We start from the raw sequence: 14103 nt of genomic DNA on the forward strand, positions 1-14103 counted from the left end.
GGAGCAGATGCTCGACCTGCGCCAGTGCCTGGAGCGCGGTTTGCCACGGGTCTCGCGGCCTTACGACGCGCTGGCGGAGCAGATCGGTGCCCATCACGACCAGGTGTTGCAGCAAATGCAGCACTGGCATGAACAAGGCTTGTTCCGGCGCGTCGGGCTGGTACTCAACCATCGCGCCCTGGGTTTTGTGGCCAACGCCATGCTGGTGCTGGATGTGCCGGATGCCTTGGTGGATAACGTCGGCCAGCGCCTGGGCCGCGCGCCGGGGGTGAACCTGTGTTACCAGCGTCCGCGCCGCCTGCCGCAGTGGCGCTATAACCTGTTTTGTATGGTCCACGGCCGCGAGCGGGCGGTGGTCGAGGCGCACATCGAGACGCTATTGGCCGAGCACCTGCTCAACGACCTTCCCCACCAGGTGCTGTTCAGTACCCACGCGTTCAAACAATGCGGCGGACGTTTTGCGCCGCCACCGTCGCAGGTGTGGGCCCATGGATGAACGGGATCGCCAATTGATCAATCGCCTGCAACACGGCCTGCCCCTGGTACGTCAGCCCTGGCAGTCAGTGGCGCAGGAACTCGGCTGCGCGCCCGGTGAGGTACTCGACCGCCTGCACGCGTTGCTTGAAGACGGCGTGCTCACCCGGTTCGGCCCGATGTTTGATATCGAGCGCGTCGGCGGGGCATTCACCTTGGCCGCGCTGGCAGTGCCCGAGGCGCGCTTCGATGCCGTCGCCGAGCAGCTCAACGCCCTGCCCCAGGTGGCCCACAACTACCGCCGCGAACATGCCTGGAACATGTGGTTCGTGCTGGCCTGCGCCAGCCCTGAGGAACTCGACGCCACCCTGTCGCGCATCGAAACCCTGACCGGGTTGACGGTGCTCAACCTGCCCAAGGAGCACACCTACCATGTCGGTCTGCATTTCCCGGTCTGACAGCCCCCTGGCCCTGCGGCTGATCGCCCTCACCCAAGACGGCCTGCCGCTGCTGGAAGACCCGTGGGCGTGGCTGGCCGAGCAGTTGGGAATCAGCGTCGAGTCGACCCTCGACCTGCTCAAGCGCCTGCAAACCGAGGGCGTGATCCGGCGTATCGCGGCGGTGCCCAACCATTACCGCCTGGGCTATCGGCATAACGGCATGACTGTGTGGGACGTGGCCGACGAGCAACTGCCGCGCCTGGGCGAACTGATAGGCGCGCAGCCGTTCGTGAGCCACTGCTACCGCCGCCCCCGGCGCGCGGGCTGGCCCTACAACTTGTTCGCCATGGTGCATGGGCGCAGTCGTGAAGAAATCGACAGCTACCGCGAGCACCTGCGTTTTTTGCTTGCCGATGCCTGCCGCGCCGACGAGATGCTGGTGAGCAGTCGCATCCTGAAAAAAACCGGCCTGCGCTTGCCGCCGGCGCACTGAAAAGGAATAGCCCATGCTGCGAATCAGTCAGTACTTGCGCACCCTGGCCGGCCAATGCCCGGCGCCGCGCGTCTCGGCCCCCGGCAGCGAGCGGCCGCCAGTGGTGATCTGGAACCTGCTGCGCCGGTGCAACCTGACCTGCAAGCATTGCTATGCCACCAGCGCCGACAGTGTGTTCCGCGATGAGCTGGACACCGCCACCGCGCTGCGGGTGATCGATGACCTGCACGAAGCCGGCGTGCGCGTACTGATCCTTTCCGGCGGCGAGCCGCTGCTGCGCGCAGATATATTCCAGCTGAGCGCCTACGCCCGCGACAAAGGCTTTTTCGTGGCGTTGTCCACCAACGGCACGCTGATTGATGAGCGCAATATCCAGCAGATTGCCGACGCGCATTTCGACTACGTGGGCATCAGTATCGATGGCCTGGAGGCGACCCACGATGCCTTTCGCCAGTCACACGGCAGCTTCCAGCGCTCGTTGCATGGCATACGTCTGTGCCGCGAAGCCGGCATCCGCGTGGGCCTGCGGACCACCCTGACCCAGGACAACCACGCGCAGCTGCCGCAATTGCTCGCGCTGATGCGCGCTTACGACGTGCAGAAGTTCTACCTGTCGCACCTCAACTACAGCGGGCGCGGCAAGCGCAGCCGCCAACTGGACGCGCACCGGCAGATCAGCCGCGACGCCATGGCGCTGATTTTCCAGCAAGCCTGGGAGGACATCGAAAACGGCGTGGCCAGCGATTTTGTCAGCGGCAACAACGACGCCGACGCGGTGCTGTTGCTGCAATGGGTACATCGCCATCTGCCTGAGCATTACCCGCAGCTGGAGCACCTGTTGCACGGTTGGGGCGGCAATGCGTCGGGCTGCGGCATCGCCAATATCGACAACACCGGCGAGGTGCATCCGGACACCTACTGGTGGCAGCACTCGGTGGGCAATGTGCGCAACACCACGTTCCGCCAGCTCTGGCTCGACCAACCCGACCCCTTGCTGCAGCGCCTGCGCGAATACCCGCGCCGCATCGGCGGGCGCTGCGCCGAGTGTCGCTGGCTACCGATCTGCAACGGCAACACCCGTACCCGCGCCTGGGCCGATGGCGACCTGTGGGGCCCGGACCCGGGTTGCTACCTGAGCGACGATGAAATCGCCATGCGCTCGCCCAACCTGATTCCGTGCTCCACCCGGTGACACAACCGGGGCAGCACTCCTGATGATCGACCAAGGATGTCCCATGCACACCACTGCCCTCCCCCCCAGCCTGCACAGCCCGTTGCACCCCGGTGAAGTTGCGCTGGTGGGCGCCGGACCCGGCGACCCACGCCTGCTTACCTTGCGCGCCTGGAGCCTGCTGATGCAGGCCGATGCCGTGGTGTTCGACCGGCTGATCAGCGCCGAACTGCTCACGCTGATCCCGCTCACCTGCGCCCGCCATTACGTGGGCAAGGCCAGCGGCCATCACAGCCTGCCCCAGGATCAACTCAACGAACTGCTGGCGGAACTGGCCGGCGAAGGCCAGCGCGTGGTGCGCCTCAAGGGCGGCGACCCGTTTATTTTCGGGCGCGGCGCCGAGGAGCTCGAATACCTGCTGGCGCGGGATATTCCGTGCCAAGTGGTGCCAGGGATCACCGCCGCGTCCGGGTGCAGCGCCTACGCCGGAATCCCGTTGACCCATCGCGATCTGGTCAACTCGTGCCGTTTCGTCACCGGGCACCTGCAGCGCGACGGTGCGCTGAAATTACCCTGGGCCAGCCTCGCCGAGCCGAGCCAGACCCTGGTGTTCTATATGGGCCTGTCGAACCTGGCGCTGATCGCCGAACACCTGGTGGCTGCCGGTTTGTCGGCGGATACCCCGGCGGCGCTGATCAGCAACGGTGCGCGCGCCGATCAACAAGTGGCCCGTGGCACCTTGCGCCAGTTGCCGACCCTGGCCGCCGACTGCGAACCCGGCGTGCCAACCCTGACGGTGATCGGCCAGGTCGTGGACCTGTTCGCCGGCGCCGTCCTGCACTTCCCGGCCAGCCTGGCAGCGCCGCGCGCAGCGGTGGCGATATGAAACGCCTGCTGCTGGTGCCGCTGTTGTGGGCCAACGTCGCCAAGGGCACGCCAGCTGAGGATTACCGCCAGTACTGCGAGCAGTGCCACGGCCTCAACCGCATCGGCGCCACCGGCCCGGCGTTGTTGCCCGAAAGCCTGGGGCGGATCAAGCCCGACGAGGTGCGCCAGGTGATCCGCGACGGCCGCCCCGCCAGCCAAATGGCCGGATTCGCCGCGCAATTGGACAGCGCGCGCATCGACGGCCTGGTGGATTTTCTGCAACAGCCGCCGGCATCGCCACCGACCTGGGATGCCCAGGCGATCCGCGCCAGCCACACCGTACTGGCGAACCTGAACCAACTGCCGACCACCCCGCAGCACCACGCCGACCCGCTCAACCTGTTTGTGGTGGTGGAATCGGGGGATCACCACATGGACATTCTCGACGGTGACACTTTCAACGTGCTGGACCGCTTCCCCACCCACTTCGCGGTACACGGCGGGCCGAAGTTTTCCCCGGATGGGCGCTTTGTGTACTTCGCCTCCCGGGACGGCTGGATCAGCCAATACGACCTGCATAACCTCAGGCTGATCGCCGAAACCCGCGTTGGCCTCAACACTCGCAACCTGGCGGTGAGCAAAGACGGGCGCTGGGTGCTGGCGGGCAACTACCTGCCGGGCAATCTGGTGTTGCTGGATGCGCGCGATCTGTCGCTGGTCAAGATTCTGGACACTGGTTCGCGGGTCAGCGCCGTGTACACCGCACCGCCGCGCAACAGCTTTATCGTCGCGCTCAAGGATCTGAACGAGGTGTGGGAACTGGCGTATGCCGACGCGCAACCGCGCTTCGAGCCCCGGCGCATCCAGGCCCAGGACGTGCTCGATGACTTTTCGTTTTCTCCCGATTACCGACAGTTGGTCGCCACCTCGCGCAAGGCCGGGGGCGGCCAGGTAATCGACCTGGACAGCGGCGCGGTGGTCACCGATATCCCGCTGGCGGGCATGCCGCACCTGGGCTCGGGCACCTATTGGCAACGCGATGGGCACTGGGTGTTCGCCACACCGAATATCAGCAAAGGGCAAATCTCGGTGATCGACCTGAACACCTGGGCGCTGATCAAACAGATTCCCACCCTGGGGCCAGGCTTCTTTATGCGCAGCCATGTGAACTCACGCTATGTGTGGAGCGACGTGTTCTTCGGCCCGGACAACGACGCCATCCACCTGATCGACAAACAGACCCTGGAAATCGCCCACACCTTGCGCCCGGTGCCGGGCAAGACCGCCGCCCATGTGGAATTCACCCGCGACGGGCGCTACGTGTTACTGAGCATCTGGGCCACGGACGGCGCGTTGATCGTCTACGACAGCCAAACCCTCAAGGAGGTCAAGCGCCTGCCCATGAACAAGCCGTCGGGCAAATACAACGTGGGCAATAAAATCGAGTTCGCCGAAGGCACCTCCCACTAGGCCTGTTCGAACAACCCACACAGCTCATCCACCTGCCGGCGCCCGTCCGGCAGCACACACAGAAACTGCGCCGACAATTCGATCAGGCCGTCCCGCGCCCATTGCTCCAATAGCGGCCAGAGCGTGGCGAAATACTGGGAAAACACCAACCCGTAACGCCGCTCAATCGCCTGGATATCCAGTTCCAGGTCGCAGGCCAAGCGCTCCACCACGTATTCGCGCAACCCGTCGCCGACCTGGCGTTGCCAGCCCTGGCAGGTGGGGAGCTGGCCATTGTGCAGGGCTTGGGCGTAGGCAGGTTCGGTGCTGCTGTTTCGCGCGCACAAGCCGTCGATCTGGCTGATGGCGCCCAGGCCCAGGCCGATATGGTCGCAATAGCCGTGCAGGGTGAAGCCTTCGCTGGTGCGGCTCAGGCGGCCGCGCTCCTGGGCCTGGATCAGGTCGTCGTCGCCACGGGCAAACAGGCCCAGGCCGATGTAGTGGTAACCCGCCGCGCCGAGGCGCTCGAAGCACAACTGGCGCATCTGGGCTTTATCCGCCGCGCTGCATTGCGCCTGGGCAGGCTGGGCCAGATAACGGCTGGGCGGCCGGGCGTAGTCAAACACCTGCAGGCGGTCCGGCTCCAGGGCGATCAGGCTGGCGAGCTTGGTATCGAAGCTGGCGAGGGTCTGCCAGGCGCTGCCGTAGCCGAGATCGACGCTGACCGAACGGAAATCGAAAGTGCGCGCCGCATCGATCAAGGACTGGATCGGCGCAGGGTCGCGGTACCAGGCCAGGGCGTGCACCCCTTCGGCACGCGCGTCGGGCACGCCGATACAGACGTGGTTGAAGCCCAGGTCACGCAGCAGACCCATGCCGGCCCAATCGGTGTGGTACGGGTCGAGGTCGATGCCGTAGTCACCACGGCCGGGGGCGAGAAAATGAAAGCGCTCGCGCATGGCCGCCATCAGCGTTTGTACCGCGCCGATGCTCGCCGCGCCGCGCCACTGGAAGTACTCCAGCGGCTGGCGAGCGCCCAGGTGGCAGCCGACCAGCTGGATCTCTTGGGCCAGGCTGCGTGAGTACTCGTCACTCGGTGGGTTGGCCGGCCAATGCAGGGTCACGGCCAGCGGGCGTTGCCGTTGGCGGCTGGTGCGCAGGGCGCGCAACATATCCAGGGAGCCTATGCCGGGGTGGAAACGGCGGATATCGGCCTGGCCATTCAGGTCCAGCACGCCTGGACCGTGACGAGCGAGGGGGATGACAGTGTGCATGGCAGGCTCCGGATCAAGGGGCGGTGAGCCATTGTCCGGCGGCGGGGCTCGACGCACCTTGATGTGCATCAAGGGCCCTACCAGCTGAGGTAGAACATGCTCTTGGCCAACAGCACGATGGCGACCATATGCGCAAACAGGCTCAGGTGTACCCCGCGCAGGTAGCGCTCGCTGGCGCGGCCACGGCGCATAAGCAGTAAGGTCGTCACAAAATGCAGCAGCACACTGGCGGCCAGTAGCAGTTTGAGCGAAAGCAACATGCCAAAGGACGACGCCGTAGGCGCGGCCAGCACCGGCAGGTATCGCAGCCAGACCATCCCGAGACCGGCACCGAACAGCACCAACAGCACCCACGGCATCAGCGCCCGGGCGCGGCGGCCGATGCCTTGTTCCACCAACACCCGCGCCCGGGCGGGCAATTGCGCCTGTACCTTGGCCAGGATCAGCACTTCGAAAAACACCGTGCCGATAAAGATCAGCGCCGCGAACAGGTGGGCCAACAGAAACAGCAGATAGAGCATGATGGCCTCACAGGTCGCGCCGGGATTGCAGTGTGGCGCGCGCGGCGGCGGGCCACCTTGATGCCGATCAAGTCAGCACCTGCCAGCCGCAGCACTCACCGCGCCGGCTCAGCGGGCTCCAGGCGAAATCCCAGCCGGACGCTGGCAATGGCGGTTGCTCAACGGCGGCGGGCGGCGTGACTTTCCAATCGAATACCCGCAGCGCGCGCCACGCCAGCACGATGCCCTCGGCCTGGCTGTGGTCGGTATTGATCCAACTCGCCGCAGCGGCGGCCATGAACGCTTCGATGGGTTCTTCATTGATGCGCGTGCGGTAGGCCGAGCCGAGCAACCAACGGCACACGTTCAGGTGGTAGGTCCAATCCGCGGCCGGCTGGTTGCGGTAGGCCCAGGTCATAAAGCTGCGAAACAGGTTCAGGCCTTCGGGCGGGTCGAGCTTGAGCAGCGCCGGGCAGATGTCGAACAGGCTGTGCCAATACGGCAACAGACGCGCGTCCAAGTGGACGAAACAGCGGGCATTACTGGGGTATTGCGCAGGCGCCGGTGCTGCACGCAGGCGCAGGGCGCCGGCTGGCGATGGATGATTCATGGAACGCACTCACACTCGTGACGATAGAACGCCCCCTGGTCACAAGGGGCCCAAGGCACACGTCAGCAGGCGGGAGAAGCGCGGGGGTTGGCCGAGGGCCAGGCGTAGCGCGGCGGCGCTTTGTTGCGCTGGGTATGGGCTGCGCGCGGGGTTTGACCCAGGCCGAGCAGCCAGGCCAAGCCGATCAGGAACACCAGGGCGACGGTCAAGGCGGCGCACACCGGGCAGGCAAAGTAGTTCGAAATGTTGCTGGAAGCCGCGTCGCCCGACCCTTTATCGGAAAGTGGCGCCGGTTTGCCGTCCACCGAACAGAACGCCCCGCCGATTCCATTGAGCTGCTGGCCGAGCATCTGGCCATGGCTCAAACCGCACACGAACAGGTTCATCAGCACGCAGCAGTACAGGATCCAGGCGATCAGCGAACGGTCGGGCAGGCTCAATTTCATGGCCGCGACTCTACCATCCCAGCCGCCAACGGATGAAGCGCGACGCGCCCCTGTGGCAGAACGTCGCAGATTACGCAGGCCGGCGTGGGTTGGTAGACTTGCCGCCCTCCTCGTTTCTTACTTCAAATGCCTGCTTTTTCACGGCCTGATGGGTAGATCCAGCGCAATGCAGGCGTTTCACAGGATGCACAGTTGATGAGTACGTTATTCACCCGCCGCAAGGTCCTGACCGGTATGGGCTTGTTGGGCCTGGGCCTGCTGGCCGGTTGTGACAACAGCCCCAAACTGAATTTCAAGTACGGCAAGGACTTGAGCGACAAGATCATGGGCCGCACGTTCAAGCTCAAGAACACCGAGGGCGAGACGGTCACCCTCAGTTCCTACCGTGGCCTGATGCCGGTAGTGTTCTTCGGCTTCACCCAATGCCCGGCGGTGTGCCCCACCACCCTTGCCCGCGCGGCCCAGGCCAAGAAACTGATGGGCCGTGACGGCGAGATCATGCAGGTGATCTTTATCACCCTGGACCCAGAACGCGACACGCCGGAGATTCTCGACAAATACGTAAAAGCCTTCGACCCCAGCTTCGAAGCGCTGTACGGCACCCCGGAAGAAATCGCCGTGGCCGCTAAGGAATTCGGCATCTTTTATGAAAAGATCCCGGCCGGCGACACCTACACCCTGTCTCACACCGCCACCAGTTTTGTCTTCGACACCCGTGGCAACCTGCGCCTGGGGCTCCAGGCATCCCTTACCGCTCAAGAGTGCGCAGAAGACCTGCTCACCGTCATGGAGGTCTGCTAATGACTGCCGTTCAACACCTCAAGCGCCTCACCCTCGGCCTGACCCTGCTGGGCCTCGCCGCCCACGCCAGCGCCCAGGTGCAGGTCAGCGACGCCTGGGTCCGCGCGACCGTCCCAGGCCAACCCGCCAGCGGCGCATTCATGACCGTCACCGCCGACGTCGACAGCAAGCTGCTGCGCGTGGCCTCGCCGGTGGCCAAGGACGTGCAGATCCATGAAATGAGCATGCAAGACGACGTGATGCGCATGGGCCCGGTGGACTCGGTGGCCCTGCCTGCCGGCAAAGCCGTCACCCTCGACCCCAATGGCTACCATGTGATGCTGATGGGCCTGACCGGCCAGATCAAAGAAGGCGATCCGGTGCCGCTGACCCTGACCGTGGAAAACGCCAAGGGCGAGCAGCAAGCCGTTGAAGTCAAAGCCATCGCTCGTGGCGTGGACGGCACGGCCCCTAGCCATAAGCACTAATTGCACCCGTTCGGTTCGGGTTGGCTCACCTCAACCCGCCCATCAATCCACGATAAACAGCTTCGCACCGTCCAGCGTCGATGAACGGTGCGCTTCCATCTCATTGCCCACCTGATAACTCATCCCGGCCGTCAACGTAAACCGACGCCCATCCGCCAGCTCGGTGTGCAACTCGCCCTCCAGACACAGCAGCACATGCCCGCGGGTGCACCAATGATCCGCCAGGTACCCGGCGCTGTACTCCACCATACGCACACGAGTCGTACCAAAGTGCCCGGTGCGCCAGGTAGCGCTGCCGGTCACACCGGGGTAGATGACCGGTTCAACAGTGGACCAATCGGTGGTGCAAAACGGGACGGCGGTAAGATCCATGGGGGACTCGGTCGTGGGTTAGGGTAGCTTGAGGCTAACTGGCTGATTGGGGGGCGGGTAGACACAGATGGAGTGGTTTTGCGGCATACAGGCAAGCGTGCTTGTTATTCTGCTCGCCCATCTCCGAAGAGACATGCTGATGCTGATCGACCCCGCTTACGTCTTGTTTGAGACCGACCATTGGCAGCTCAATCATCACCTGACGTCCAGGCTACCGGGTTACTTGATACTGGGCGCCAAGGCGCCGATAGATTCTCTTGCCGACATGCCCGACGCCGCACTGGCCGAACTGGGGGGATTGCTGGCGAGAGCCCAGCGGATTATGCAGACGCAGTTGCGGCCAAAGTGGCTCTATATCAGCCGCTATGGGCATATGCCGGGCTTCCCGTTGCATTTTCATTTGATCCCGGTGTACGACTGGGTGGAAGACGCGTTCTGGCAGGATGAACGTTATCGGCAGTTGCAACGCTTTGGCTCGCATAACCCGACCCAACTAGTGACCGACGGGGCTGAGTTGACGCTATTTGTATGGCGCGAGTTCGGCGAGAGTCCGACGACGCCGGCGACTCAAGGTCCGTCCGTCGCGCAGGTCATCAACCGCCTGCGCGCCTGTATGCGCGATTGATACCGACCTTTGCGTGAACTGACATAGCGGTAATGCAGGCGATCTGCATATGCGGTTACACGTCTATCTGGCAGTTTTCCGGTCTCTGGATACAGTTCAAATAACGTCTGGATATGGCCCGCATGAAACGCAAAGTTCGGATATTGATCGGTGTGGACAGCATTTGTGCGGGGAGAGTTTTGCCCGCAGGTGATTGGTGCGAGCGGCGCGTGTTGCTGGACAGGCTGAAAATTTATGAGAATTTTGACGCCTTGGATAAAGCCAGGGCTGAGCATAACGTCACGCTAGGCCTGATCAAACCTGCACGCGTCACCGCACTTCGCATTCAGAAGTCAGCCTCGAAAGCATGGACTTCGGAGGAAATTGACAAGCTGCAATCAACCAGTGGTTGATCGTGAGCCTGATTTATCCGCCTAAGCCACAGAAAGAAGACGATCATCAAATAGCGTTGTTTTGAAGGGTAGGTGTTGAATGTCGAGCGAGGGCTTCAATTCCTGCGCGGCTTCAGCGATCAAACTGCGATGGCAAAAACGGGCGTCCGCCTCATAACAGACCATACAAATCCGCTGCTGGGCTGCATTGCAAACCAGCTCGTTCAACACCGTGCCTTGGGTGCGGATATAAGCCCTGAACTCGCGCGCATACGTTGTCCAATCACCGTCTTCCTTGTACTGCTTGCGTATGGGCTTTGGGCAGCCGAGCGACGGGTTATGCTCGTAAGCGATCCCCTGTGCGGCCAGATCCCGGGCAAAGGCATTTTTGGAAAAACCTTTTTTCCGCGATAACGGGTATTCACGCACATCCAATACTCTGTCGATCCCGGCCTGCTTGAGTCGTGCAATGAATGCGTCGATGGTCAGTCCCTCGTAGCCTGCGGTGTAGAGGTTCATGCAGATTCTCCTAAGGCCTGCCGGCGCGATCAAATGGTAAAAAAACGCCGGGGCTATAACATCGGCTGAAATTGACGAGCCGTGGCGAGTGACGAGCGGAGCCAATTATTGCGTAACAAACCTATTGCCCTCGCCCATCAGGCCATCGGTTCAGCCAACCCGCTTCTTCATCGGGATACACGCCAACTGCAACCCCGACGGTGAGTGGTAAATGGCCTGTTCATCCCCGACATAACCACATGCTCGATAGAAACTCGCGGCGTTCAACGTCGCATCCAGCACCACCTCTTCAATCGCCAGTTCCCGCGCGAGACTTTCAAGGTGATCCAGCATCGCCTTGCCATAGCCACGCCCGGTGAAAGCGGGCAACACGAACAGCGCACCGATTTCGTTGTTGTCCAGGTCAAGCATGCCGGTGGCGACAGGCTCGTCGTTGAACCAGCCCAGATAAAACGATTTGTCCATCAGTGCGCTGTAGCCGTCCTCAGCGTTGCCACGCGTCCAGAGTGCCATTTGTTCAGCGGTGTAGGCGCCGACGCATTGGCTGCGGATGGCTTCGCGGCGGATGTCAAACGCGGCATCGGCATCGTTGAGGGTGGCGCATTTTATTTCCAGCATGAGGTCCTTCCTTCATACGTATTCATACCCGCTCGGGTGAATGAATAACGGTCGCTATCCGTGCGTAGTTGGTAAGCCTGGTTTCGCCAATTATATGCGGCGCGGGGTCAGTGATAGATGCGCTGACCGACATGCCGCCATCGGGGGCAAGCCCCCTCCCACATTGGTATCACGGTTACCGTCAGGTTTCACACTGCCTGCTTGACGTCGACGACCATGGCCAAAATCGTCGAAAAAGTATCCGTTACCATGCTTGACGCGAACAAGCCCCTTCCCATTTTTTGAGCCCTGTTCAGCGCAGAGGCCCAGCGAGGCCGCTATGATGTGGCCTTTCGCTCAATGTCCCAGGAAACACCGATGCCTGCCCTAACCCTGCGCAACGCCCTCCCCACTGATGCCGCTCGCTGCTATGCAATCGAAATCGCCGCCTACGAAGGCGACGAAGCCGCGACGCTGGAAAAGATCGCCACGCGCATTGCGCAGTACCCCCAGGGGTTTCTGATCCTGGAGGCGGATGGCGAGGTGGTGGGGTTTATCAACAGCGGCTGCGCCCATCAGGTGGTGATGTCGGACGAGGCGTTCAAGGAGTTGGTGGGCCATGCGCCCGAGGCGCCGAATGTGGTGATCATGTCGGTGGTGGTCGACCCGGCACATCAGGGCCACGGCTATTCCAACGTGCTGATGACCGAGTTCGTGCAACGCATGCGCGTCATGGGCAAACAGACGATTCATCTGATGTGCAAAGAGCAGCATGTGCCGCTGTATACGCGCATGGGCTACACCTATGTACGCCCATCGCCTTCGGATCACGGCGGGATGGCGTGGCATGAGATGGTGATGGCGCTGTAATCCAGGGAGGATCGATGATGACCGCACCGCGCATTGAAATCAGCGACCAACCCAACCCCGAAGCCGAGCGCATTCTGGGTGGCGGTCTGGCCGCGTTCAACGAGGCCATCACCGGTTACAACGACCGCGTGCCGCTCACGCTGTTGATCAAAGATCCGGACACCCAGCAAATCCTTGGCGGCATCAGCGGTAAAACCACCCTCGGCATGGCGTTCCTCGATCTGTTCCACCTGCCCGACTCACTGCGCGGTGCCGGGTTGGGCCGGCAGTTGCTGCACGCTTTCGAGGATGAAGCCCGGCGCCGAGGCTGCCGGCAGGCGGTGCTGTATACCCTCAGTTTCCAGGCGCCGGGGTTCTACGAAAAACACGGGTGGGTGCGGTTTGGCGAGATCCCGTGTGACCCCGTCGGCAGTAGCCGGGTGTTCTTGTCCAAGACCCTGTGAACGCTGGCGTGACTTCACCAACTCCCCGACGCCCCGCCACCGCCGCTGGAACCGCCGCCACCGGATGAACTGCTGCTGGAACTGGAACTGGAACTGGAACTGCTGGAGTTTGACCCGCCACCCGACCCGGTCCCCGCGCTGCCTTGGATAAACACAAACAGCGCCAGAAACGATGCGATCGGCACCGCGATCAGCCAGCCCTGGGCGCCGTGCCCCAGCAGCAGCCCCGCCGCTGCGTAGATCGCCGCCACCGCAAACAATCGCAGCAGGAACCCGCGCGGGCTGTTCTTCCAGGAAGCCTTGATCAGCAGAAACAGCAGGACGTACAACCCCAGGACCACCAGGCCACCCAGCGGCCACGCCAGCCAGTGGACATAGCTGACCTCCACAAACCGATTGGCTATCACCACCCCGAGGATATAGGTCAACAGCCCTATCACGCCGTAGAAGGCCGCGCGCGCCAGCCACAATGCGCCGAATGTCGCGCCGCCGATCAACAGGGTCAGCGGCACCACCAGCAGATACATTAGCCATTCGCGGCCACCGGCAAATATCGCCAATCCGACGGTAATCACTAGTGTGGCGATCAGCGCAGCGCGCCAATCCAGCTTGCGCGCCGCGAGCAGCACACCACCGATGGCGCCGAGGATAAATGCCAGCAACACCGCGATAGCGCCGGGCGCAATGGCGGTATCGGCGACCGCGGGCAGATCGCCGCCATCCACTAATGTGGTCAGGTCATCGACCGCTTGTTGTATCCCGCCTGCATAGTCGCCCTGGCGAAAAGCCGGGGTGATATGTTCCGCGATGATGCGGTGCGCCAGCAGGTCGGTGACCGTGCCTTCAAGGCCGTAGCCTACTTCGATGCGCACCTTGCGATCGTCCTTGGCCACCAGCAACAGGATGCCGTCGTTAACGTCCTTGCGCCCCAGCTTCCAGGCGCGGAACAGTTGATTGGTATAGTCCTCAAGGTCCGCGCCGCCTAGGGTGGGCACCAACAGCACGGCGACTTGCGCGCCTTTGCGCTGTTCCAAGTCAGCCAATTGTTGCTTGAGACCGGCGGTAGTAGTGGCGTCCAAGGTATCGGTCAGGTCGATCACCCGCTGGTCCAAGGCGACGCCGATGGGAGAAGTCTCGGCGCGAACGGTCAGCAACAGGCTGGCACACACAAGCACCAGCAGACTCAAAAGTGTTTGCCGCAACCGACGCATCATATTTGTTACCTGAGGTTTCTTCCTGAAGGCGCCGACTTTACCCCATCGGCGCTATAACGCGTGACCCAATGCGCCTGACTATCTAAACTGGCCGCCAATA

At 62.7% G+C, this 14103-nt stretch carries 20 protein-coding genes; 12 read left to right on the forward strand and 8 right to left on the reverse strand.

The annotated features are described in order from the left end of the window. Nucleotides 1-7 precede the first annotated feature (7 nt). From ABX75_RS09655 to ABX75_RS09680, 6 genes are read left to right on the forward strand one after another with little or no spacing between them, the layout of a single operon-like run. Nucleotides 8-496: an Lrp/AsnC family transcriptional regulator gene (locus ABX75_RS09655; protein WP_034099829.1), complete on the forward strand. Its 489-nt coding sequence runs from the start codon at nucleotides 8-10 to the stop codon at nucleotides 494-496. Beyond that, the gene (locus ABX75_RS09660) at nucleotides 489-932 is read left to right on the forward strand and encodes an Lrp/AsnC family transcriptional regulator (protein WP_034098493.1); all 444 of its coding nucleotides are present in this window, start codon (nucleotides 489-491) and stop codon (nucleotides 930-932) included. Before ABX75_RS09655 ends, ABX75_RS09660 begins: the two co-directional genes overlap by 8 nt. Continuing rightward, on the forward strand, nucleotides 907-1407 hold the full coding sequence (locus ABX75_RS09665) for an Lrp/AsnC family transcriptional regulator (RefSeq protein ID WP_047881832.1): 501 nt from the start codon (nucleotides 907-909) through the stop codon (nucleotides 1405-1407). Before ABX75_RS09660 ends, ABX75_RS09665 begins: the two co-directional genes overlap by 26 nt. 13 nt (nucleotides 1408-1420) lie before the next feature. After that, nucleotides 1421-2599, forward strand: coding sequence for a heme d1 biosynthesis radical SAM protein NirJ (gene nirJ, locus ABX75_RS09670; protein ID WP_034114063.1), 1179 nt, complete (start codon nucleotides 1421-1423; stop codon nucleotides 2597-2599). A gap of 43 nt (nucleotides 2600-2642) precedes the next feature. Continuing rightward, the gene (cobA, locus tag ABX75_RS09675) at nucleotides 2643-3464 is read left to right on the forward strand and encodes a uroporphyrinogen-III C-methyltransferase (protein ID WP_047881833.1); all 822 of its coding nucleotides are present in this window, start codon (nucleotides 2643-2645) and stop codon (nucleotides 3462-3464) included. Continuing rightward, the gene (locus ABX75_RS09680) at nucleotides 3461-4915 is read left to right on the forward strand and encodes a nitrite reductase (protein WP_047881834.1); all 1455 of its coding nucleotides are present in this window, start codon (nucleotides 3461-3463) and stop codon (nucleotides 4913-4915) included. The genes cobA and ABX75_RS09680 overlap by 4 nt, the downstream gene beginning before the upstream one ends. On the opposite strand, the gene ABX75_RS09685 is transcribed toward ABX75_RS09680, so the two are convergent. The 4 genes from ABX75_RS09685 to ABX75_RS09700 all read right to left on the reverse strand — a co-directional run bounded on the left by ABX75_RS09685 (nucleotide 4912) and on the right by ABX75_RS09700 (nucleotide 7724). Then, on the reverse strand, nucleotides 4912-6168 hold the full coding sequence (locus ABX75_RS09685) for a coproporphyrinogen III oxidase (RefSeq protein ID WP_034114068.1): 1257 nt from the start codon (nucleotides 6166-6168) through the stop codon (nucleotides 4912-4914). The two genes, ABX75_RS09680 and ABX75_RS09685, sit on opposite strands and share 4 nt — an antisense overlap. Nucleotides 6169-6245: 77 nt before the next feature. Further along, complete coding sequence (locus ABX75_RS09690) at nucleotides 6246-6689, reverse strand: membrane protein (protein ID WP_034098503.1); 444 nt, start codon at nucleotides 6687-6689, stop codon at nucleotides 6246-6248. Nucleotides 6690-6756: 67 nt separating this feature from the next. Then, nucleotides 6757-7278, reverse strand: a complete 522-nt coding sequence (locus ABX75_RS09695; RefSeq protein ID WP_034114070.1) for a putative natural product biosynthesis protein — start codon at nucleotides 7276-7278, stop codon at nucleotides 6757-6759. A gap of 62 nt (nucleotides 7279-7340) precedes the next feature. Further along, entirely contained in the window at nucleotides 7341-7724 is a 384-nt protein-coding gene (locus ABX75_RS09700) for a DUF2946 domain-containing protein (RefSeq protein WP_034114072.1), read from the reverse strand. A 195-nt stretch (nucleotides 7725-7919) separates the two neighbouring features. Here ABX75_RS09700 and ABX75_RS09705 point away from each other — a divergent pair, with 195 nt between their 5' ends. Together ABX75_RS09705 and ABX75_RS09710 are read left to right on the forward strand one after the other, a co-directional pair. Next, nucleotides 7920-8525 (forward strand): SCO family protein, encoded by a 606-nt coding sequence (locus tag ABX75_RS09705; protein ID WP_034098508.1) that lies wholly within the window; start codon nucleotides 7920-7922, stop codon nucleotides 8523-8525. Next, a complete protein-coding gene (locus ABX75_RS09710; RefSeq protein WP_034098510.1) occupies nucleotides 8525-8992 on the forward strand; it encodes a copper chaperone PCu(A)C in 468 nt (155 codons plus the stop codon). The genes ABX75_RS09705 and ABX75_RS09710 overlap by 1 nt, the downstream gene beginning before the upstream one ends. 42 nt (nucleotides 8993-9034) lie before the next feature. On the opposite strand, the gene ABX75_RS09715 is transcribed toward ABX75_RS09710, so the two are convergent. Further along, complete coding sequence (locus ABX75_RS09715) at nucleotides 9035-9364, reverse strand: DHCW motif cupin fold protein (RefSeq protein WP_034098512.1); 330 nt, start codon at nucleotides 9362-9364, stop codon at nucleotides 9035-9037. 139 nt (nucleotides 9365-9503) lie between these two features. Here ABX75_RS09715 and ABX75_RS09720 point away from each other — a divergent pair, with 139 nt between their 5' ends. Together ABX75_RS09720 and ABX75_RS09725 are read left to right on the forward strand one after the other, a co-directional pair. Then, a complete protein-coding gene (locus ABX75_RS09720; protein WP_034114076.1) occupies nucleotides 9504-9989 on the forward strand; it encodes an HIT family protein in 486 nt (161 codons plus the stop codon). Nucleotides 9990-10111: 122 nt separating this feature from the next. Beyond that, a complete protein-coding gene (locus ABX75_RS09725; protein WP_034114078.1) occupies nucleotides 10112-10381 on the forward strand; it encodes a hypothetical protein in 270 nt (89 codons plus the stop codon). A 21-nt stretch (nucleotides 10382-10402) separates the two neighbouring features. Here the strand turns inward: ABX75_RS09725 and ABX75_RS09730 are convergent, their stop codons facing one another. Both ABX75_RS09730 and ABX75_RS09735 read right to left on the reverse strand, forming a co-directional pair. Further along, nucleotides 10403-10879: a DUF488 family protein gene (locus tag ABX75_RS09730; protein ID WP_047881835.1), complete on the reverse strand. Its 477-nt coding sequence runs from the start codon at nucleotides 10877-10879 to the stop codon at nucleotides 10403-10405. Nucleotides 10880-11029: 150 nt separating this feature from the next. Further along, on the reverse strand, nucleotides 11030-11497 hold the full coding sequence (locus ABX75_RS09735; protein WP_034098518.1) for a GNAT family N-acetyltransferase: 468 nt from the start codon (nucleotides 11495-11497) through the stop codon (nucleotides 11030-11032). A gap of 357 nt (nucleotides 11498-11854) precedes the next feature. Here ABX75_RS09735 and ABX75_RS09740 point away from each other — a divergent pair, with 357 nt between their 5' ends. Both ABX75_RS09740 and ABX75_RS09745 read left to right on the forward strand, forming a co-directional pair. Beyond that, nucleotides 11855-12346, forward strand: a complete 492-nt coding sequence (locus ABX75_RS09740; protein ID WP_034098519.1) for a GNAT family N-acetyltransferase — start codon at nucleotides 11855-11857, stop codon at nucleotides 12344-12346. A gap of 17 nt (nucleotides 12347-12363) precedes the next feature. Further along, on the forward strand, nucleotides 12364-12789 hold the full coding sequence (locus tag ABX75_RS09745) for a GNAT family N-acetyltransferase (protein WP_034099831.1): 426 nt from the start codon (nucleotides 12364-12366) through the stop codon (nucleotides 12787-12789). 14 nt (nucleotides 12790-12803) lie between these two features. Here ABX75_RS09745 and ABX75_RS09750 read toward each other — a convergent pair whose 3' ends face one another. After that, entirely contained in the window at nucleotides 12804-14003 is a 1200-nt protein-coding gene (locus ABX75_RS09750) for a YgcG family protein (protein ID WP_047881836.1), read from the reverse strand. Nucleotides 14004-14103 lie beyond the last annotated feature (100 nt).

This window comes from Pseudomonas sp. ARP3 (assembly GCF_001029595.1).
GTDB lineage: Bacteria > Pseudomonadota > Gammaproteobacteria > Pseudomonadales > Pseudomonadaceae > Aquipseudomonas > Aquipseudomonas rhodesiae.